At 65.3% G+C, this 18,966-nt stretch carries 19 protein-coding genes; 4 read left to right on the top strand and 15 right to left on the bottom strand.

From position 1 onward, the window contains the following. Window positions 1-10: 10 nt before the first annotated feature. A complete protein-coding gene (locus tag G9463_RS00500) occupies window positions 11-181 on the top strand; it encodes an HVO_0758 family zinc finger protein (protein WP_004517187.1) in 171 nt (56 codons plus the stop codon). On the opposite strand, the gene G9463_RS00495 is transcribed toward G9463_RS00500, so the two are convergent. From G9463_RS00495 to G9463_RS24235, 13 genes are all read right to left on the bottom strand, one after another. Further along, entirely contained in the window at window positions 182-1,267 is a 1,086-nt protein-coding gene (locus G9463_RS00495) for an aldo/keto reductase (protein WP_011223890.1), read from the bottom strand. 72 nt (window positions 1,268-1,339) lie between these two features. Further along, window positions 1,340-2,524: a bifunctional oligoribonuclease/PAP phosphatase NrnA gene (locus G9463_RS00490; protein ID WP_165895677.1), complete on the bottom strand. Its 1,185-nt coding sequence runs from the start codon at window positions 2,522-2,524 to the stop codon at window positions 1,340-1,342. A 48-nt stretch (window positions 2,525-2,572) separates the two neighbouring features. Further along, window positions 2,573-3,463, bottom strand: coding sequence for an SDR family oxidoreductase (locus tag G9463_RS00485; RefSeq protein ID WP_165895676.1), 891 nt, complete (start codon window positions 3,461-3,463; stop codon window positions 2,573-2,575). Continuing rightward, window positions 3,460-3,888 (bottom strand): DUF5791 family protein, encoded by a 429-nt coding sequence (locus G9463_RS00480; protein ID WP_007188794.1) that lies wholly within the window; start codon window positions 3,886-3,888, stop codon window positions 3,460-3,462. The genes G9463_RS00485 and G9463_RS00480 overlap by 4 nt, the downstream gene beginning before the upstream one ends. Window positions 3,889-3,938: 50 nt before the next feature. Further along, the gene (locus G9463_RS00475; protein WP_165895675.1) at window positions 3,939-6,941 is read right to left on the bottom strand and encodes a hypothetical protein; all 3,003 of its coding nucleotides are present in this window, start codon (window positions 6,939-6,941) and stop codon (window positions 3,939-3,941) included. Continuing rightward, window positions 6,929-7,789, bottom strand: a complete 861-nt coding sequence (locus G9463_RS00470) for a hypothetical protein (RefSeq protein ID WP_165895674.1) — start codon at window positions 7,787-7,789, stop codon at window positions 6,929-6,931. Before G9463_RS00470 ends, G9463_RS00475 begins: the two co-directional genes overlap by 13 nt. A gap of 8 nt (window positions 7,790-7,797) precedes the next feature. Further along, window positions 7,798-8,193: a hypothetical protein gene (locus tag G9463_RS00465; RefSeq protein WP_127014326.1), complete on the bottom strand. Its 396-nt coding sequence runs from the start codon at window positions 8,191-8,193 to the stop codon at window positions 7,798-7,800. Beyond that, entirely contained in the window at window positions 8,174-8,635 is a 462-nt protein-coding gene (locus G9463_RS00460) for a hypothetical protein (RefSeq protein WP_127014327.1), read from the bottom strand. The genes G9463_RS00465 and G9463_RS00460 overlap by 20 nt, the downstream gene beginning before the upstream one ends. 34 nt (window positions 8,636-8,669) lie before the next feature. Then, a complete protein-coding gene (locus tag G9463_RS00455; RefSeq protein ID WP_165895673.1) occupies window positions 8,670-10,415 on the bottom strand; it encodes a type II secretion system F family protein in 1,746 nt (581 codons plus the stop codon). Beyond that, the gene (locus G9463_RS00450) at window positions 10,412-12,274 is read right to left on the bottom strand and encodes an ATPase, T2SS/T4P/T4SS family (RefSeq protein ID WP_165895672.1); all 1,863 of its coding nucleotides are present in this window, start codon (window positions 12,272-12,274) and stop codon (window positions 10,412-10,414) included. The genes G9463_RS00455 and G9463_RS00450 overlap by 4 nt, the downstream gene beginning before the upstream one ends. Beyond that, on the bottom strand, window positions 12,267-12,740 hold the full coding sequence (locus tag G9463_RS00445) for a hypothetical protein (protein ID WP_004957958.1): 474 nt from the start codon (window positions 12,738-12,740) through the stop codon (window positions 12,267-12,269). The genes G9463_RS00450 and G9463_RS00445 overlap by 8 nt, the downstream gene beginning before the upstream one ends. After that, entirely contained in the window at window positions 12,737-13,258 is a 522-nt protein-coding gene (locus G9463_RS00440; RefSeq protein ID WP_004957956.1) for a hypothetical protein, read from the bottom strand. The genes G9463_RS00445 and G9463_RS00440 overlap by 4 nt, the downstream gene beginning before the upstream one ends. Before the next feature lie 90 nt (window positions 13,259-13,348). After that, a complete protein-coding gene (locus tag G9463_RS24235; RefSeq protein ID WP_004957955.1) occupies window positions 13,349-13,477 on the bottom strand; it encodes a hypothetical protein in 129 nt (42 codons plus the stop codon). A gap of 189 nt (window positions 13,478-13,666) precedes the next feature. On the opposite strand from G9463_RS24235, the gene G9463_RS00435 reads away from it, so the two are divergent. The 3 genes from G9463_RS00435 (at window position 13,667) to rad50 (ending at window position 18,080) form a co-directional block, all read left to right on the top strand. After that, complete coding sequence (locus G9463_RS00435) at window positions 13,667-14,032, top strand: hypothetical protein (RefSeq protein ID WP_127014332.1); 366 nt, start codon at window positions 13,667-13,669, stop codon at window positions 14,030-14,032. A gap of 84 nt (window positions 14,033-14,116) precedes the next feature. Then, window positions 14,117-15,391 (top strand): DNA double-strand break repair protein Mre11, encoded by a 1,275-nt coding sequence (gene mre11 / locus G9463_RS00430; protein ID WP_165895671.1) that lies wholly within the window; start codon window positions 14,117-14,119, stop codon window positions 15,389-15,391. A gap of 13 nt (window positions 15,392-15,404) precedes the next feature. Next, the gene (gene rad50, locus G9463_RS00425) at window positions 15,405-18,080 is read left to right on the top strand and encodes a DNA double-strand break repair ATPase Rad50 (protein WP_165895670.1); all 2,676 of its coding nucleotides are present in this window, start codon (window positions 15,405-15,407) and stop codon (window positions 18,078-18,080) included. 25 nt (window positions 18,081-18,105) lie between these two features. On the opposite strand, the gene G9463_RS00420 is transcribed toward rad50, so the two are convergent. Then, window positions 18,106-18,528, bottom strand: a complete 423-nt coding sequence (locus tag G9463_RS00420) for a hypothetical protein (RefSeq protein ID WP_165895669.1) — start codon at window positions 18,526-18,528, stop codon at window positions 18,106-18,108. 27 nt (window positions 18,529-18,555) lie between these two features. After that, the gene (locus G9463_RS00415) at window positions 18,556-18,957 is read right to left on the bottom strand and encodes a hypothetical protein (protein WP_011223875.1); all 402 of its coding nucleotides are present in this window, start codon (window positions 18,955-18,957) and stop codon (window positions 18,556-18,558) included. Window positions 18,958-18,966: the final 9 nt, after the last annotated feature.

Here is an 18,966-nt window from a genome sequence, read left to right as displayed (position 1 = left end):
ACTGGCAGGTATGGACTCAGTGAGGAAGGCCCTCCGGGCCGGCGATGTCGAGAAGGACAACTACGGACGGCTCTCCTGTACCAGCTGTGACGAGCCGCTTGCGACGGAGAACGACCCGGACGAGGTCGGGAAAGTGCGCGTCTGCCCCGAGTGCGACGGCAAGTGGAAGGAACTCAGCTAGCTACTCAAAGACGGCGTCGAACGCGTCAGCACCGAGTGGCTCGTATCGGCCCGCATCGACGTTCTCCCGGGCGTGTTCGACCGACCCCGTGCCGACCAGCGAGCAGGTCACGCCCGGCGCACTGCGTGCGAAGTTAATCGCGCGCTGCGCGCTCGTTTCACCCGAGAGCTTCGCCGCTACGTCGTCCGGGAGTTCCGCGGCTAGCTGTCCCTGCATGATGGAGGCGCTGGTGAACACGTCTAACCCGGCCTCGTGCGCGAACCAGAGCGCCGACTGTGGCCCCTCCGCGCCGTCGTGAGACTCGACCGTGAACGCGTCGGCCATCGCAACGTTGAACGGCAACTGAATCGCGCGGAGATGCGTCGCCGCGTTGCCGACCGTCTCTGCCGCGGCGCGGGCGCGCTCAACGATCTCTGGAAGCGAGAGGTGGCTGTCGTGGTCGGCGGGCACGCGGAACGCCTCCCACGTCGCGACGCCGTACTGGTTGATATCGCCGGCCGCCGCCCGTTCCTCCAACTGTTCGAAGGTCGCCTCCAGCTGGTCGTACACCGCTTCACGGGAGTTCACTTTCAGTTGCGTCTCCGGATTGTGGACGTAGTAGAGGTCGATGGTATCCAGTCCGAGATTCGTCAGCGACCGGTCGATCTGATCGTCAATGTAGTCGGGCGCAATGCAGTGCTGGCCGGCAACGAGGTCGTCGCGGTCGACGATGCCGGTGTCGAGGTACTCCGACCGGACGAACGCGCCGGGGTCAGCCGGGCGCGCCCCGTCAAATGGGATGAACCCCCCTTTCGTCGCAACAGCGATTGCCTTACGGTCCACGTCGGCGTCCGCGACAGCGTCGCCGACGACACGCTCGGAGCGCTGGTGGCGGTAGTTTATTGCTGTGTCGACGACGTTGATGCCGGATTCGAGCGCCGTGACGATGGCGTCGTGGTAGCTCGCGTCCCGCTCGTCGGTCGGGTCGCCGAGGTACGTGCCGATGCCGATGCTGGAGACGACGCCGTCGCCGAACCGGCGGTAGAACGTGCGTGCGAACTCGTCGTGGTCGTCCCGGTACGCCCAGGTCGCCTCCCGTGTAGCCATACCGGCTGTTGGTCGGGTAGTAACAAAAGGGCAGAGATTAACCCCGGTCGGCGACCGCGCACAGGTCGCCTGTTACAGTTCGCCGCTCATCGCATCGAACACCCGTTCGCGGAAGTCGTCACGGGAGACGCCATCGCTGGGACCGAGGCCGGCCATGTGCTTGACCGGGACTTTCCCGCCGCCCATCCGCGCGTGACCGCCGCCTTCGGCCATCGGGATATCGTTGACGACAGCCTCTATCGCCCGGCCGATGTGGACGCGGTCGTCCCGGGAGCGCCCGGCGATGCGCATGGTTCCCTCCTTCTCGCCGACGATGACAACTGCCGAGACGCCCTCTAACGTCTCCAGCTCGTCCGCCGCCTGTGGAATCGCATCCGTGTTTGACACCTCGCCCACATCGCTGAACGCGTAGGGCGCTCGCACCTCCCGTTTCCCGATGGCCCGGGATTTCACGTCGAGGACTTCGGCGTCGACCTGGGGGTTTGCGATGCGGTTGAGGAGGTCGCTGTCCATCCCATCGTAGAGGAACGCGGCAGCCGCGAAGTCCTCAGACTGACACCCGTTTGTCAGCGACCGGGTGTCCGACTGAATCCCGTACATCAGCCCCGTTGCCAGCGCACAGGGGACGGTTTCTGCCGGTGCTGCGTCGATATCGATACTCCCGGTCCCCTGTGTGTCGCTGAACTCAAATTCTAGCTGATTGAAGTAGCTTGCGAAGATGGTCGCACAGGCCCCGTAGTCGGACCGGATGTCGGTGAACTCGTCGCCGCTGCCGTTGCCGGGGTGATGGTCGATGACGGCGACAGGTTCGACCTCCTCGGCACCGGGGAAGCCGCGTGCCGTGTTGTGGTCGACGAGGACGACGGCCTCTCCGTCGATGTCTTCGACAGTTTCGATGTGGTCGAAATCAAGATCCAGCACCGTCTGGAAGGCCCGGTTCTCCGGGCGGCGTATCTCCCCGGGGTACAGCAGCGCCGCTGACGTCTCGGTGCCGGCGACGAGCTGGCTGACGGCCAGAGCAGAGGCCATCGCGTCCGGGTCCGGGTTCGGGTGCATCAACACTGCGATCCGGTCGTAGCCGGTCAGCGTCCGACGCAGTCGCTCGCCGGGCGTTCGGCTGAGATACCGACGCACCCAGATACCGGCACCGAGGAGGGCGAGGAGGACCACAGCGACACCAGCGATCAGCAGGGGGTTCTCGCTAGCGACCGCCGCGGCGGCGTCAACCTGGAGTCCGCCGACGGCAACGCGTGTCATACCACGCTGTTCGCCAGCCTATCAGTAATAAAGTTCGCCCCGATAGGGCTAATTTTGCCGGTATTCTCGGACGGCGTCGCGGTACCCTTCCCGGAATGTCGGGTACTCGAATTCATATCCCAGTTCGTGGAGCCGGTCGTTCGAGCATCGCTTGCTCGTCTGAATACGGCGCTTTGCGGTCTCTGAGAGGCTCTCGTCGGCGAGTCGTTCTTCGGTCGTCTGTTTCGGCGGGAACGAGACATCACACTGCTCGGCCAGCCAGTCGGCAAAGGCCCACTTTTCGACTGGTTTGTCGTCGACGACCAGCACGACTTCGTCACGGTGGTTCTCGGTCAGGAGGTGGCGCACGGCACCGGCTGCGTCGGCCCGGTGGACCATGTTCAGGTAGCCGGCCGTCACCGGCCCTTCCAGATACCGATCCAGTCGGTAGCGGTCCGGGCCATACAGGCCGGCGAAGCGAGCGACCGAGCCGTGGCCGCCGTATTCCACGGGACGCCCGCGGGCGACCCGCTCCGCTTCGGCCAGCACTTCGGTCTTCTCGGTCTGTGGGTCCAGCGACGTCTCCTCATCGACCCACGCGCCGCCGTGGTCGCCGTAGACACCGGTACTGGAAGTGTACACCAGTCGCTCGGGCGGGTCGGCCCGCGACCAGAAGTGGTCGATAGCTGTCCGGAGCCCCTCGACGTACACCTCGCGGGCGGCCTCGGCACCCCTGCCGCCGGAGCTTGCGGCGAAGACGAGCCAGTCGGTATCCGGCACCGCCGACAGCGACTCGGGATCGGTTACGTCGGCCCGGACCGCCTCGAAGCCGGCGTCCTCGATAGCCGCGATGCCGCCATCGGACCGGCGAACGCCAACGACCTCGTAGTCGCCTTGCAACTGCCGCCCGAGTTCGAGGCCGACGTAGCCACAACCCAGAATGGCGACGCGCTCCGTCACCGCTTTTCCCCCTCGATGTGACTGTGCAAGAGGGCATACTCGGCCAGTGTCACCGGGTAGCGCCCCTCGATTTTCTGCTGTATTTCCTTTGGCTCCAGTTCGTCGTCGATACCGGAGGCGAGAGACTCAACGTCCATGACAGCCGTCGTCATCCCCATAAGGAGGATATCCTGTGCTTCGGCCTGTAGTGCGTCCGCGTCCGGCCGGTTCGGCCCGGTCGCCAGCACAGCGACCGCCTCATCAAGCGTCCGGTCGGCGATATCGCCGTCGGCGAACGCTGTCACTGTCGCTTGGTCGAGACCGGTCTCGGCGACGATTTCCTCAACGCCGACTGTCTCGACTGTCTCGGCCAGCACGGTGCCGTAGGCCGTCAGTAACTCCTCGGGGGACTGCTCGCCAGCGTCCGGAAACTCGCCTCGAAGCATGGGCATCGGTATGGCCCCGGGGTATTTTACTTCGGTTATGCGGCCCGGGGTCAGGAGCCTGCGTCCGGCCACCCACTCGATTCTTCCACAGCGTTGCCGCCCTTGTCACCGACTCCGCGCGGTTTGGGTGGCACGACGACGACAACGCCCGTCTCGGCTTGGAACGAGACGCGGTCGGCGGTTCCCAATCGCTCGCCTGTGCCGTCGCCGTCCACGTCGAGCGTGACGTTGTGCCCATCACGCGCATAGGTGGTCTGTGCGCCGGGCTCGCTCGGCGGACCGTGACTCGCGGAGACGGCGAACCGTGCGTACTCGCCCTCCACAGTCACCCACCAGATGTTCGCCGTCGCGTACCAGGGGGTAACTGGCGGTGCCAGCGGGAGGCCCGCTGGGAGCCTGTCCGTTCCGAGCCGCTTCTTCGCGAGCTGCTGGACCTTCTGTTCGCCGGCATTCGCCAGAGCGCTGCTCAGTTCGTCTTTCGCAACGGACCGCACCGCCGAGGCCGTCCCGTTCGTCGACTCCAGCGTCGGTCTGGTCGCCGGCGTATCGACCGAAAGCAGTTGCAGGCGGAGGCGGTCGCGTTCGACCCGCGTGAGGTTCAGTCGGGCACCGGTGACGCGGGCGACCCGTTCCTGAGCGGAGCCGTTGGTCAGCGCCAGTGCTCTGGCCGCCGATGTTTCCCACGGCGACATCGCTTCAGTGACAATCGCCTTGCTCTCGTCCTGTTCAGCCTCAGTGTGCTGGGAGACTGCCAGCCAGAGCGTCGTCGTCATCTCCGTGTTAGCCGCCGCAACCTCCCGCTGGAGTGCGTCGCGTTCCGAAGCGAGCGTGGCGTTTGACCCCGCTTCGAGGGTTTCGTTTGCGGCCGCGAGTGTGTTCGCTGCCGTTGCGAGGCGTACCCTGTCACCACTCTCGAATGCACCGCCAACGACGGCGTCAGCGACGTCGCCGTACGGGACCGTGAACACGTTCACGTTCCGCGCTACCAGCGGGTGCTCTCGTCCGTCGAGAGCGCGATATTGGCTCTCGTTTAGTTCGGCCAGCGTCAGATACGGCGTCTGTGTATTGACCCGTGTTCTGACGGGGCCGGCCGGACCGACTGGCACCGGGCGTGACCGCGGAACGGGCGTCTCGCGTGCTGTTAACCCTTTCCGGAGATCACGCAGCGACCCGTCGGTGCGTTCCGTTAGCTGTGTGGCAACTCGTTCCCGGTTGCCGTCACGAGCCGTGGCCTGTCTGTCCAACTCCGCCGACACCGCATTCAGATAGGTCAGCCGGGCCGCGACGCGTGCCTTCTGGGCCGCGCTGTCGTAGGTGTCCGGCACGGCCGCAAGGGTAGCACGGCGTTGCGCGACCCGTTCTCGGAGTTCCTGCGGAGGATTCGTCTCGAAGGTCCCGACACGTCCGCGCTCAACGGTGACGGTCGTGTTACGGACTGACGCCCGCAGACTCATCAGGTCCCGATACACCCAGTTCCGCAGCTCTGGCGGTTGGTCAGCCGTCACTGTCGCCTCTGTCCGGCTGAGGCTGTCGTCGACGACTCGCTCGGCCACTCCGTCCCGACCCCCGGCGTGACTGACGAGCACGTCCATTGCTTTCGGCTCCACGTCGGCAAGGTTCGACCCGTTCAGCGGACTCGGGCTGGCATCGTGCGCGGTCCGAATCGAGCGGTTCGGTGCCGGTGAACGGCCGTGATGGCGGCCGACGACGGCGACGGTCACGCGATAGCGCATGGTGCTTGACGTCGTTGTGCGCTGGCGAACGGACCCGTTCTGCCAGACGGCGGTCCGTGTGTACTGGCGCTCGACAGTCCGGCTGAACGTCTCCAAAGTATGCCAGCTGTCCGGCGTTGCAACGCGACCGCTGGCGTTCCCGACTGTCTTTGTAGCGGTGGTCGTCCGGTCGGCGACCAGTGTCCAGTCGGTGCCCGGCGACGACGGCGTCCCCGGCGGCCCCCCGCCCAGTCGATGTTTGTCGGTTTCCAGCGCTACCTCGACCGTGTATGCGTCTTCGAGCGTCTCGTTGAGCGCTGACGGCTTGGTGACGGACCGGAACGCGGTGTCGGCCGTCTCGTTGACGCCAACGGTCATCGAATCGGTCGAGCTTGGACCCGTTGTGGATTTCGGACGCGGCGGTGTCTCACTGATCGGCTTGTACTGGGCTTGGCCGACCACGTCGCTGGAGACAGCGGTTCCCCTGCTGCCCCGAATGATGTCTTTGATTCCGGTCACCGCTGTTGCCTCTTTCAGCGCACGGCGACCCGCCGGGTCACTCCGGCCGAAGGTCGACCGCTGGACGCCGAGCAGTGCGCCGTTCGCCGCCAGCGAGACGTGCCGGTTTGCGACGACGTTTTCGATGCCAGCGCCGCCGTATTGCGCGTACCCCCTCGCCCACGCCATCGGGTACAGCCGCGCTGTCATCCGCTGGCTCAGGCCCGGCTTGTCCAGACCGTTGTTCAACCGCGTCTGGTAGGTTGACACCTGGTCGTGGAGCATGAGCGCCTGCGTCGGAACGACAACAGTCGGCGAAACGCGCCGCGTCGAAACCACTGCGCCGTTGCGCCGAACCGTCAGGACGACATCCTCGACCGTTGCCCGCATCGCGGTTTTGTTCGGTCCAGCACGTTCGACCGAGACGCGGTGTTTCGCCGCCCGGAGGTCGCTCGCGTTAGAAATCGCCGGCAGGCTGGCGGTCACGGTCACGTCACCGCTTCGGCCGGAGACGCGCTCCAGTCGGTCCGCGACCCGGAGATAGGCGCGGATTCTGAGCGCGTCCCGAAACGCTGTCGAGTCGTTCAGGACCCGACCAGCGGGTGTGTTGGCCGGCGTGATGACTGGGTTCGCCGCTGCCTGCTGGCCAGCCGTCGAGACGCCGTCCCGCACGGCGACCTGTGTCTCCGCCGTGGCCTCGTCAAGTGCCCGCTCAACGGCTGTTTCGCTTGGAGCCGGTTCGCTGACGAACGTTGGGGCCAGCGTGAGACTGCTCACCAGCAGGAGAACGCCGAGCAACGCGAAGGGGACGCGGCCGCGAGTGTCGTCTCTCACGGTGACCACGTCCTGACAGTCACGCGGAAACGACTCGTTCGGACGGCGCTGGCGGCGTCTGCTGGCGAGTCGTACCGCGACCGCATATCGGTCCGAAGCCGAGCGGCGAGGGCCGCGGTCAGGTCGCGGTTCATCTCGACCGTCGACTGTCGCTTAACGGCAATGTTCGTCCCTGTCAGGTCGGCCATGCGCTCGTACCGCGTGGCCATCAGCACGTCTGCGGGGTAATCGCCGCGGAGGGCGTACCGCGACTGTGTCGGCGGGAACAGGCCGTCGACAACACTCCGGGCCACGACCGTCGCTACGCCGTCGTAACCACCAGTCTTCGCCGCTTCCCGGGCCGGCTCCGAGACGTTCTCCATCCCGCTTGGGACCGTCACCGTCGCCGCTCGAACGTCTACAGTATCCGGCGGCCGGTTGCCGACGCGGTACTCCCCGCTGACTGGCGCACCGGGATACGGTGCCCAGGTGACGCGGGCGGACGTTCGATGCCCGCGGCTGTGGAGTCTGTCACGCGTCGCCGCAGCGACTCGTGACTCAAAGTCCATGCCGGCGCTCGATACCCGCTCGCCCCCCACGGTGACGCTGCTCATCGCCGCCTCACCGAGCAGTTCCGCGACGGTCCCGTGGCTCGTCCGTTGCCGTCGCGTGGCGTGGTCGGGCGGCCTGCGGTGCTCTGACGGTGGGACGAGCAAATCATACTCGACGCTCGCGGTACTCGTCGCCAGCGTCGACGCTTGCTCGGCCGCAGGGTTTGTGGTCGTCGCCGGGTTCTCGACCCCGACACCGCTCACAAGGGTCCCCGCGGCCGCACCGATGAGCAGGAGGAACACCGTCACGTCGGCGACGGCACTCATTGCTCGGGTCATCGCCACACTCGCACGGTGAGCGTTCCACGACGGACTGTCCCCGGCCCGACTTGTACGCTCACTGTTCTGGTTTCGGTGTCGGCGCTGGTCGGTGGCTCCCGGCCACCACTCCATCGCTCGCCGGTCATCGCCGTGATGGTCGCGTTCCCGTGGTAGTTCGCTGGCACCGCATTGAGCGCGTTGTCGAGCCCTTTGGGCCGAACGACACCGGCCGATGAGAGCCGTTGTTCCACAGCATCCGCGGTCGGCGTGGCGATGTTGCGGTCGTCGTCCAACGTTCCGAACGCATCGTCCAGCACGCCGGCATACAGCGATACGCCAAGCGTGACGGCGAAAACGGCAACGAGCACGGCGACAGGTTCGGTCGTCCCGCTATCCGACGATGGTGACATCGGTCCCTCCCCAGGCGACGTGCCTGACGGTCAGCCGGTCTGGAGCTGGTCGCCACCCGTCGTGCTTAGTCCGAGCCCGGCGGGTGTCCCGACGGAAAGCGTTGGGCGAATCGTACACCGCCTGTGGCCGCTCCCCGTTCACCACAGCCTGTAGTCGGTCGGTTCGCGCTGGGACAGCCGTTCGAATCAGTCGTGCGGTGGCTGTCCCGCCGTCGTTGCGAAGACGGACTTCACGGCCGTCGAACGCCCACTCCGTAGCGATGAGTCGTCGATGTGTGACGGACCCGGGCGGGCTAGTCGTGACTTCATCGATAGTTGCGGCCGCCGCCGTCGCGTCCGGCGGTGCGGTCGTCGGGAGACCGACAACGACCCCAAGGACGGCCACGCTTACCGTCCCCAGGCCGACCCAGAGGTACAGCGTATCGACGTGCGTCTCGAACATGGAACGGCTTGGCCGCGTTCTCCGATTTAAACACTCAGACCAGCAGCCCGGTGGCGACGACGGCGACAAAAAAAGTGGCTGTGGCCGACAGGAGCGCCAGGCCGGTTCGGTAGCCAACGAGCGCGCGGTCGAGACCCCGATGCAGGCCCGTCGATAGCGCCGTCAACAAAACAGCCAAAACGAGCACGTACCAGCCGATAACCGGGCCCAGCAACGCACTCGAAACGGTGGCGAACTGCTCGCCGCCGCCCATCGACCCAGCCAGCGCGACGGTCGCGCCGCCGACCAGTGGCCCGAACAACGCGGCGGTGTTCGATAGCGTCTCGGTAATCTGCGAAAGGTCGCGGCGCGTCTCACGCTCGATGGTCCGGAGTGCGTCCAGATGCTCACCCATCGTCGTCACGGACGCTCCCGCTGGTGGCCCGATTGCTGCGGCTGTATCCAGCAGCGTCGCCACCCGACAGGCTCGATGGCTCGGAACATCAGCGAGCGCGCCGCCGGAACCCAGAAACGCTCCCTCGACGCTGGTTCCGAGGTGCTCCTGTCGGGTGGCGGCGGCTTTGATGACGGCGCTGGTCGGTTTTGGAGTCTCGTCGACAGCCTCGACGAGCGCGGCTTCGACCGACTGGCCGCGGTCCAGCCGTCGACCGACAGCCGACAGCGCGTTCGGGAGGCCCGCTTCGATGTCGGTAATTCGATCACGGACCTCGGCGACGGGTCGGTAGTAGCTGACGAGCGCGCTCCCGACGCCGGCCCCGAGTGCCCCGATGGGAGACGCCCACGCAGCGACGAGCGCGCCGGCAAGGAGCCATCCCCCGATTCCGGCGACGATGCCGCCCGCGATTGACGGGAGCGCCGATGCCGGCACGTCCGGATGGCTCCGCGGGATTGTCGCCGGCGGGAACGCGACTGGTCGCTGTCCCAGGAGCCAGCAGCAAGCGACCAGCAGCGCGGCGGGCAAAATAACGCCGTAGGTCCCGACCAGCACGGGGGCGGTCACAGGCACACCCGCGGCAGCGGCGGCGGGCAACAGTGACGCCATCGCCAGCGGCAAGAGAACACCAAACGCGTACAGGCCAGTCGCCGGACCACGGAGTGAGGCCGCAAAGGCCGCCATCTCATCGCGCGTCCCATCAAGGATGCATCGTCGTGCGCGTTCGAGCACTTCGGGCCGCTCCTTGGCTGGAGCCGCTGTCGCGTTTTCGACCAGCCCGACCGAACGTTCCAGCGCCGGGAACCGGTCGCTCCATGACGCCGCGAACGTTCCCAGACCACTCTGTGGCGTACCTGCGGCTCGCTGTCGGTGGTAGTGCAGCCGTCTGGCAAGCAGGCTGTCTCCGGTCCGTCCAGCGAACGCCGCCGCCCGCTCAGCGCTGGGCCACAGCGTCGCGCCGAGCACTAAGGTCGTGACGAGCGACGGTGCGGCCCCCAGCGTTCGGATGCGCTTCGCCTCCGCGGCAAAGGGGACACCGTACCGTCCCAGCGCTCCGACACCCAGGGACAGGGCGAGGAACCCGAGACTGACAGTCGTCGCCAGCGGTCCGGTCACCGCCACAGCGACGAGCAATGCGAGCAGGGAGCCACACACCGCAACGGCGTAGCTCGCCGTCAGCAGTGTCTCAGGCGGAGCCGAAACCGAAAGCAACCGATACGCTCGTCGGTAGTCATCTGGCACCTCAACAGTGCCCGGGCAGGCCGCAACGAGCGCGGTTGTGAGCCGTGTGGCTGATGCCGTGTTCACGTCATCATGGGCGTCGTCTGAACCGCTGGCGTGGCTCACGGCTGGACCTCGTCTGTGTGTGGTTCGTTCCCACGAGTCTTGACAGCCACCGACTCCTCGAATTGTTCGGTTCGCGTCTCGATAGCGTCGAGCACCTCTGCGTAGGACTCACCGGGCGCGGCGAGTGACTCCACCAGACGGCTGTTACCCCGCTCCAGACGACCAGTTGCTGTCGCTGTCGACCCGTTACGCTCGTAGAGCATCTCAAAAGTGACATCGTCACTGTGAGAGACGATTTCCGCGATAGAAGCGATACCGCGGCCGTGTTCCGACGTGGGCGGAGCCAGCGTCACGACGAGGTCCGTCACGGCAAACGACTGGACAGGGACACCGAGGTCCGACACCAGTCGTTCCTGAACGGCGTTGGGGCCGTTGCCGTGAATCGTTCCGAGGACGGCCCCGTCGCCGCCACCGACACGCATCGCCTCGTAGAGAACGCTAGCCTCCTCACCGCGGACCTCCCCAACGGCGAGCGCGCCTTCGCCGAGTCGGAGCGCGGTCCGCAGGGCCTCTGTCGCATTGACTGACGGGCCGTCCCCGCTGGCGGTCCGAAGTGCCTGCACGTCCCGTCCGTCGGACTGCAGTGACGCCGCCGGAAGTTCGGGCGTGTCTTCGATCAGGATGGTCCGGACCTCGTGGGGAAGCTCCCAGAGCAACGCCCCGAGTGTCGTCGTCTTGCCCGCGCCGCGAGGGCCGGCGACGAGGCAAGCCCCGCCCCGCTCCGCGACGACAGAGAGCAATCCAGCGACGGCGGCTGGCATCGTCCCGTCGTCGACGAAGTCGGCCAGCCGCCATATGTCGCTGTCGTGGGCGCGAAAGGCGAAGGCAAGGCCGTCACTGACTGGTTCGCTCACACCGGCGACGCGAATCTGCCGGTCAGCCACCGTTGCTGTCGCATCGAGCGTCGGATTCGCTCGCGAGAACGCCCGGCCGCTCGACCGTCTGAACGTCGACGCCAGTGTGTTCGCGCCCGACGACGTCAGGCGGATATTCGTTCGCATGGTTTCACCGTCACAGCGCACTCGGAGCCGGGTGTCGCTCACCGGGGCTGTCGCGAACACGTCTGACACCCGCTGATCGGCGAAAATATCTTCGAGAATCCCGAGCCCGCCCGTGTGTTTCTCCAGTACTGCCCCGACAACGGTTGCCGTCGAGCCATCGTCGGCAACCGCGTTCGCTGCACTGTACGGGTGACAGCCGCCGTCGGCGGCAGCGGTCGCGACTCGCTCGTACGCCCTGACAAGCGTCTCCATCGTGTCCGCGTCGAACCGCTGTTCGCGGGGCTCGATATGATACATCGATAGTTGGTCACCGCCCGTGTTGTATCTCCGAACGACGGCCTCTGTCGGGAGCGTTTGCTGGTCCCGGAGAGTCGCATCGGCCGGCGGCGCTGCACCGACACGGGCGTCGCTAATCGTTGGCCCAGTGTAGGCAGTGAGTGCCTGTTCGCTGGTGTCGAAGCCTTCGGTGGCGACCGCCAGTCCAGTCTCCGCAGCCAGGTCAGCGACCGGTCCCGACCGACCGATTGCCTCCGACGCAGCAGCGACAGGGTCGCGGCGGGCGCGGTTTGCGAGGCGGTCGTCCAGCGAGGCAACTCTGGTTGCAAACCGGCCAGCCGCGGTGAGCACCGCCGCCGCCCGGTCGCTGTACATCCGCTCCTGTCCGGCTTGCTCCGTAACGACGGTATCGACACTAGCCGAAAAGAGCGAACCGATGACTGTCGCCCGGCAGTCAGCCGACGCGGCGAGGTCGCCACCGCCCGGACACTCGCCCGCTGTCATCACCAGCCGCCCGCCCTCGATAGCCGTTTCACAACGACACTCGGGCGCTGTCGATGATCCAAAGAGCCACTCACGCATGGCCACTCCTCGCCGCGGCTTCGGACTTAAACCGATGGACCATTACCACTCGCTGGCCATCCGACCGCGTCAGCACGAACACCAGCTGATGTGTGCCGGGTTCTTCCAGCCGGTCGGTCCCCGCTGTCGTTCGGATCGGGATACCGACCAGCTGTTCGGTCTGTTTCCGGGACTCAACTGTCCAGGTCGCGACGCCGACACCGGCCCGCTCTGTGAACTGCAGCCGCCTGACACCGGCGTTCGTGTAGGTACGTGCGGGGAGTCGTAACTCCACCGCGCGTCGGGCGTCGCCGTTCGGCGTCGCGTCGTCAGTCTCGACCAGCATCGTCAATTCGGCTCCTAGTTCGTCCAGTTGTCGCTCCATCGTACCGCTGGCTGCGTCCGCTCGGGCCGTCGACAGTGCCGGCGCTGTTGCACCGATAAGTGCTGTCATGACCGCGACAGCGAGGACCAGCCGGTATATCACAGCAGCGCACGGATACGTCCGATAACGCCCGCGTCCAAGTCCTCACTTTCGTCCGAGTCGCCGCCGTCAGTGATGGCAGAGAAATCAGTCTGTGCCTCCGCCGTGAGGCCAGTTGTGGCGCTCGTCTCTGTGTGGTCGTCGGCCGGCGAACTCGAAAGGGCCTGTGTGCTCCCCGTCCGTCGCTGGTCGGTCCCCGCCGCCGGGTCAGATACCGACGGCGATGCCAGTTCCTCGTCGAGTCGGACCTCCAGTCGGTCGGTCGCCGCCAGCGCCGCGTCAGCGCGCTGTTCGACATCTTCGTTGACCGAACGGATGTTCCCCACGTACCCGCGGAGGGCCTGCGTGGCTGCTTCGAGTTCCGCCGTCCGCTCGTCGATGTCGGCGAGACGCCCCTCGACGGTGTCCATGCGGTTCTCCAGTTCTGCGAGTTCCGTTACCTCCGGGAACTCCGTCGTTCCGTCCGTGACCGCGCGTTCGACCGTACGGAGCCGCTCCGCCAGCGTTTCGATATCTGTCATGCCCGGCGCTGGTCCCGTACTAGTATTTGAACGCTCGGACAGGGCACTACGGGAAACGCGTCGGCCACTGACTGACGGTACTCTTCCGCCTCACCCGCTCATGCCGAGGATGAACAGCGCGAGGACGACGGAGATGAGCAGGGTTGCAAGGATAAGCAACGCGACGACTGTGACTGACGAGAGCGCTTCCTCGTCGGAGCGGAATTTGCGCAGTGGCATGGTGGTGAAATCCGATAGTGGCTTTTCCTCAACTAGCACCGGCGCTGGGTCGGTAGCTGTATCAAACCAATCAGATTACTAAACTGTATGCGTTTTTACTCGGTTCGACTGAGTTGTGGTCTCGAACGCGCCAGTACCTGACCCGGAGCCAGTGAACGTTTATGTTGGATGCCGTGCCCACGCCGTCCTATGGCCGATAGCGACCAGGTGAAAGCGGCACTCTCGGCGCTCGCTGATGGAAATGGCGACAGCGACGACGGGGACAAATCGATCCGAGCGGCTGACCGAGAGGGCGATAGTAGCGCAGGCCGGATGGGGACCCACGAGACGGGCGGTAACGCTGACTACCGGACGGTCATTGAGCGAGCGACTCGGGCAACCGACGATCTAGACGAAGCGGTCGCCTTCGTCGAGACGCTCGGCGTCGGTCAACTCGAAGCGGCCGTCGCGCAGGCCGAACACGAGGTGAGCGGGTTGGCAGACGAGGGACGGGCGGCTTTGCGAGCGTTCCGGCGGTACCGGGACGCCGCGGCGGGACCCAGTGATGGGTCGTAGCCAGCGGATCGAACACAGCACAGTCAACCACTTTCACTCCGCTCACGATACCCCTTTAGGTGGCGCTGGCTTACGAGTGGGCAAATGACTCGGGTGATACACACCGGCGATACTCACGTCGGATATCAGCAGTACAACGTCCCCGACCGACGGGACGACTTCCTCGATGCGTTCCGGCAGGTGGTCCGGGACGCTATCGCGGACGACGCTGACGCCGTCGTCCACGCCGGTGACCTGTTCCACGACCGCCGCCCGGCCCTGACTGACATCATGGGTACGCTGACCGTTCTCGAAGAACTCTCTGAAGCCGGTATTCCATTCCTTGCTGTTGTGGGTAACCACGAAGCCAAGCGGGACGCCCAGTGGCTCGACCTGTACGAGTCACTCGGCCTGGCGACACGACTCGACGACGAACCGACCGTCATCGGCGATACTGCCTTCTACGGCCTCGACTTCGTCCCGCGCTCGCAACGCGACGACCTCGGATACGACTTCGGCCCCCACGATGCCGACAGCGCTGCGCTGGTCACTCACGGCCTGTTCCAGCCCTTCGACTACGGCGACTGGGATGCCGAAGAAATTCTGACCGAGTCGTCGGTCGAATTCGACGCGATGTTGCTCGGCGACAACCACGACCCCGGTAAACAGCAGGTCGAGGACGCCTGGGTCACCTACTGCGGGTCGACCGAGCGCGCGAGTGCAAGCGAGCGCGCGGACCGCGGCTACAACATCGTCACCTTCGACGACGAGGTCCAGATCACCCGCCGCGGTCTCGACACCCGCGAGTTCGTCTTTGTCGACGTAGACCTCGGGCCCAAGGAAGGTGTCGAGCGTGTCCGGAGCCGCGTCGGCCAGCACGACCTGGAGGATGCCGTCGTCATCGTCTCTATCAGCGGCGACGGCGACCCGGTCACCCCGGCCAGCGTCGAATCGTTCGCGCTCGATCGGGGGGCGCTCGTGGCTCGCGTCACTGACCACCGGGAAATCACGGCCGAGGAGCGAGAAACCGATATCAGCTTCGCCGACCCGGACGACGCCGTCACCGAACGTGTCCGCGACCTCGGACTGAGCGAGGCCGCCCACGACATCGACGAGACGATCCGGGCCTCGAAGGTCGCTGACGCGAACGTCAAAGACGAGGTCGAACGGCACGTTCGTGAGCTGCTCAGTGAGGATTCGGATGCGCTTGAATCCGACACGGATGCGGCTGCGAGCGGCGGGACGGCCGATACGGAAGCGAACACAGACACGGCTGAGGACGACACCGACGACGGAGCGGCAGTGAACGAGGCCGACGACAAGGCACCGGTAGACGGGGCCGATGACGACGGCCAAGCGAGCGTCGAGGAGTTCCTGTAATGGAGGGTCAACAATGAAATTCCAGCGCGTCAAGCTATCCAATTTCAAGTGTTACGACGATGCCGACCTGCGACTTGACAACGGCGTGACCGTCATCCACGGACTCAACGGGAGCGGGAAATCATCTTTGCTTGAAGCCTGCTTCTTCGCGCTGTACGGCTCGAAGGCACTGGATGAGAATCTCGGCGACGTGGTTACCATCGGAGCCGACGACTGTACCGTCGAACTGTGGTTCTCCCACGCCGGTGGCGACTATCATCTCACGCGCCGGGTCCGCGCGACCGGAGCACAACCGACGACGGCGAAGTGTGTGCTGGAGACACCTGAAGGAAACTATGAGGGGGCGCGCGACGTGCGCCGACGCATTACCGAACTCTTGCGGATGGACAGCGAGGCGTTCGTCAACTGCGCCTACGTCCGTCAGGGCGAGGTGAACAAGCTCATCAACGCCTCCCCCGGCGACCGTCAGGATATGCTCGACGACCTCCTGCAACTGGGGAAACTGGAGGCGTACCGCGAGCGGGCCAGCGACGCCCGCGTCGGCGTCGGTCGGGTACGCGACGACAAGCAGGGGGCACTCTCACAACTCGACGAGCAGATTCAGGAGAAAGAAGAAAAGGACCTCCACGAGCGCCTGAACGGCCTCGAAACGAAGGAATCAGAGCTGCAAGACGAGATCGAACACATTGAGGACCAGAAGGCCACCGCCGAGGAGACGCTCACGCAGGCCGAGTCCGTCCTCGAAGAGTACGAAGAGAAACGTGACGAACTGTCGACCCTCGAAGCCGACATCGAGGATCTGGAAGCGACTATCACCGAGACGGAGACGGAACGAACCGAGCTCAAAGAGCAGGTCAGCGACCTACAGGACCAGCGAGAGTCGTTGCGAGAGAAGCTCTCGGAAACAGTGGCCGAAACCGACCTCGACAGTTCGGAGCCGGACCCCGAAACCGTCGATGCGCGGCTTGACGAACTGCAGTCCCGCGATGACGAACTGCAGAGCCGCATCGAGGACCAGCGGGTCGATGCGAAGGATCACAGCAGCACCGCCGACGCGCTGGCCGAGAGCGCTGCCGACCTCGAATCCCGGGCCGAGGACAAGCGTGAAGAAGCCGTCGAACTGGAAACAGACATCGAAGCTGCGCGGGAGACTATCGCCGAGCGCCGGGAGCAGATCAGCGACATCGACGACCAGATCGCCGATCTCGAAGCCAGGTTCGAGAACGCGCCGACCGACCGTGACGGGTCGCAGTCGTACAAAGAATCCGTCGCCAGTGACCTCGATAACGCCCGACAGCAGGTGACCGAACTGGAGACGAAACTGGAGAGCGAGCGCGAGTCGCTCGCGGAGGCCGAGGCGCTGCTGGAGGCCGGCAAGTGCCCCGAGTGCGGGCAGGACGTGGCCGAGTCACCGCACGTCGACTCTATTGAGGACGACCGTGATCGGATTGCCGAGCTAGAGGAGTTGCTCGCGGACGCTCGTGAGGATGTCTCGGACCTGAAGTCTGAGCACGAGACCGCGACGGAACTGGTCGAGACAGCGGACGAGCTATCGACGCTTGAGAACAACCGTTCGAACATCGTCCAGCTCGTCGAAGAGAAAGAAGCGGGGCTGGATGCGGACCAGAAGCGCATCCAGACGCTCCGCGAAGAAGCAACAGAACATGAATCCGAGGCTGAGACGAAACGCGAGAAAGCCGCCGAAGCCCGCGAGCAGGCCGAGGACTGTCGCTCGGTCGTCGCCGAGTGTAATCAGGAGCGCCAGCAGGTCAAACAATCGATAGAGAACCTAGAGCGGGTCGAAGACCTGCTTGCGAAGATCGATGACTGCGACGACGACATCGAACGCCTGCGAGAGAAGCGCAGTCAGCAGGCCGAACTGAACGACCAGCGCCGCGACCAGCTCGCGGAGAAGCGCGAGCGCAAGCAGGATCTGGCTGAGTCGTTCGACGAGGACCGCATCGAAGCGGCTCGAAGCGAGAAGCAGCGGGCGAAAAAGTACATCGAACAGGCAGCGGAGGCACTGACGGAGAAACGCGAGAAACGCGACGAACTCCAGAACGCTATCGGTGGCGTCACGAACGAAATCGAGGAACTGGAGTCGCTGCGAGACCGGCGCGAAGACCTCGAAGCGACACTGGAGAGACTCGAAACGCTATACCAGGAAACCGAGGAGCTACAGGAGATGTACGGGACGCTCCGGGCAGAGCTGCGCCAGCGCAACGTCGAGACACTCGAACGGATGCTCAACCAGACGTTCGACCTGGTGTACCAGAACGACTCGTACTCCCACATCGAACTCGACGGGCAGTATCAGCTGACGGTGTACCAGAAGGACGGCGAGCCGCTGGAGCCCGAACAGCTCTCCGGCGGCGAACGGGCGCTATTCAACCTCAGCCTGCGGTGTGCCATCTACCGACTACTCGCCGAAGGCATCGAAGGGGCCGCGCCGATGCCGCCGCTCATCCTCGACGAACCGACAGTGTTCCTCGATTCAGGCCACGTCACGCAACTGCTTGACCTCGTGGAGTACATGCGCGATGAGGTCGGCGTTGAGCAGATTCTCGTGGTCAGTCACGACGAGGAACTGGTCGGTGCGGCGGACGACCTCGTCCGCGTCGAGAAAGACGCCACGACCAATCGCTCGCGGGTCGAACGGGTCGAAGCGACGGTCGCGGAACTGGCCTGACCGCAGTCACGACGCTGAACTGGCCTCAGTCGCGGAGATGTGCCAGTCCATCGCTGGCCGTTTCGGTCGTGTCGTAGCCTCGCTGGCCGTGGACCGTCGCCTCGGCGAGCAGGCCGGCGGCACGAAACTCGGCCAGCAGGCCGTGCAGGTCGCTCTCACAGAGGTCGTAGGCGGAAAGCAGCTCCGCCACGGAGAGCGGCCCGCGGTCGTCGAGTTCGACGAGCAGGCCCAGCGCACGCTCATCGTGAGCTGCTGTAATGACTTGGCGGGCGGCGTCAGGAACGCCCTCAGCGGCCGTGGCCAGCGGCGATTCGCCATCAACGGGTTCGAGATCAACGTTTGGGAGGTGTTGCTGTTCGCCGGTTTCGGGGTCACGGACCAGACTCGACTCGGTGGACTCCTTCAGCAATAAGTATCGCGTGCCGTCGTCATCCCGCACAGTACGCATATGGCTGTTTGTAGCCGACCGGGCCGGTTAGCCGTTGTGGTCGCTTGCCTCCGCGCCGTCTGGCTGGGTATCTGTTGTTTCGGTTGGTTCGTCCTCGTCGTCCGATTTGCGCTCCCGTTCGAACTGGACGTACCGAAACGTTCCGTAGCCGAAAGCGATGACGCCGACGAGGAAGATCCGGACCCCGAGGTCGACCTGTCCCTCGAAGTAGGCCAGCATCGGTCCGAGCGAGAGCGCCAGCAGCGCGACGTTGAAGACGATGACGAGTTTGACGAACAGTCCCGTGGCGTCACCGTCGTAAGCGCCGTCCGACGGCGATGGCACGTCCGGCCCGAGACTCTCCGGGTCGAACTCCTCGGGCTCGTACTCGCTCTTTTCCGAGAGGACGCCGCCGCTCTCGTTGGGGTCGTCCTCGCCGGGAATATCCATCACACTAGC

Source organism: Haloarcula sp. JP-Z28, assembly GCF_011440255.1.
GTDB classification, from domain to species: Archaea; Halobacteriota; Halobacteria; order Halobacteriales; family Haloarculaceae; genus Haloarcula; species Haloarcula marismortui.
The sequence above is the reverse complement of the archived record's forward strand: the minus strand, read 5'-3'. Positions and strand labels throughout refer to the sequence as shown.

Excerpts from the sequence above, each read along its gene's own strand:
- G9463_RS00500 (WP_004517187.1), top strand. The coding sequence starts at position 11 with ATGGACTCAGTGAGGAAGGCCCTCCGGGCCGGCGATGTCGAGAAGGAC.
- G9463_RS00495 (WP_011223890.1), bottom strand. The coding sequence starts at position 1,267 with ATGGCTACACGGGAGGCGACCTGGGCGTACCGGGACGACCACGACGAG.
- G9463_RS00490 (WP_165895677.1), bottom strand. The coding sequence starts at position 2,524 with ATGACACGCGTTGCCGTCGGCGGACTCCAGGTTGACGCCGCCGCGGCG.
- G9463_RS00480 (WP_007188794.1), bottom strand. The coding sequence starts at position 3,888 with ATGCTTCGAGGCGAGTTTCCGGACGCTGGCGAGCAGTCCCCCGAGGAG.
- G9463_RS00470 (WP_165895674.1), bottom strand. The coding sequence starts at position 7,789 with ATGAGTGCCGTCGCCGACGTGACGGTGTTCCTCCTGCTCATCGGTGCG.
- G9463_RS00465 (WP_127014326.1), bottom strand. The coding sequence starts at position 8,193 with ATGTCACCATCGTCGGATAGCGGGACGACCGAACCTGTCGCCGTGCTC.
- G9463_RS00460 (WP_127014327.1), bottom strand. The coding sequence starts at position 8,635 with ATGTTCGAGACGCACGTCGATACGCTGTACCTCTGGGTCGGCCTGGGG.
- G9463_RS00450 (WP_165895672.1), bottom strand. The coding sequence starts at position 12,274 with ATGCGTGAGTGGCTCTTTGGATCATCGACAGCGCCCGAGTGTCGTTGT.
- G9463_RS00440 (WP_004957956.1), bottom strand. The coding sequence starts at position 13,258 with ATGACAGATATCGAAACGCTGGCGGAGCGGCTCCGTACGGTCGAACGC.
- G9463_RS24235 (WP_004957955.1), bottom strand. The coding sequence starts at position 13,477 with ATGCCACTGCGCAAATTCCGCTCCGACGAGGAAGCGCTCTCGTCAGTC.
- G9463_RS00435 (WP_127014332.1), top strand. The coding sequence starts at position 13,667 with ATGGCCGATAGCGACCAGGTGAAAGCGGCACTCTCGGCGCTCGCTGAT.
- mre11 (WP_165895671.1), top strand. The coding sequence starts at position 14,117 with ATGACTCGGGTGATACACACCGGCGATACTCACGTCGGATATCAGCAG.
- rad50 (WP_165895670.1), top strand. The coding sequence starts at position 15,405 with ATGAAATTCCAGCGCGTCAAGCTATCCAATTTCAAGTGTTACGACGAT.
- G9463_RS00420 (WP_165895669.1), bottom strand. The coding sequence starts at position 18,528 with ATGCGTACTGTGCGGGATGACGACGGCACGCGATACTTATTGCTGAAG.
- G9463_RS00415 (WP_011223875.1), bottom strand. The coding sequence starts at position 18,957 with ATGGATATTCCCGGCGAGGACGACCCCAACGAGAGCGGCGGCGTCCTC.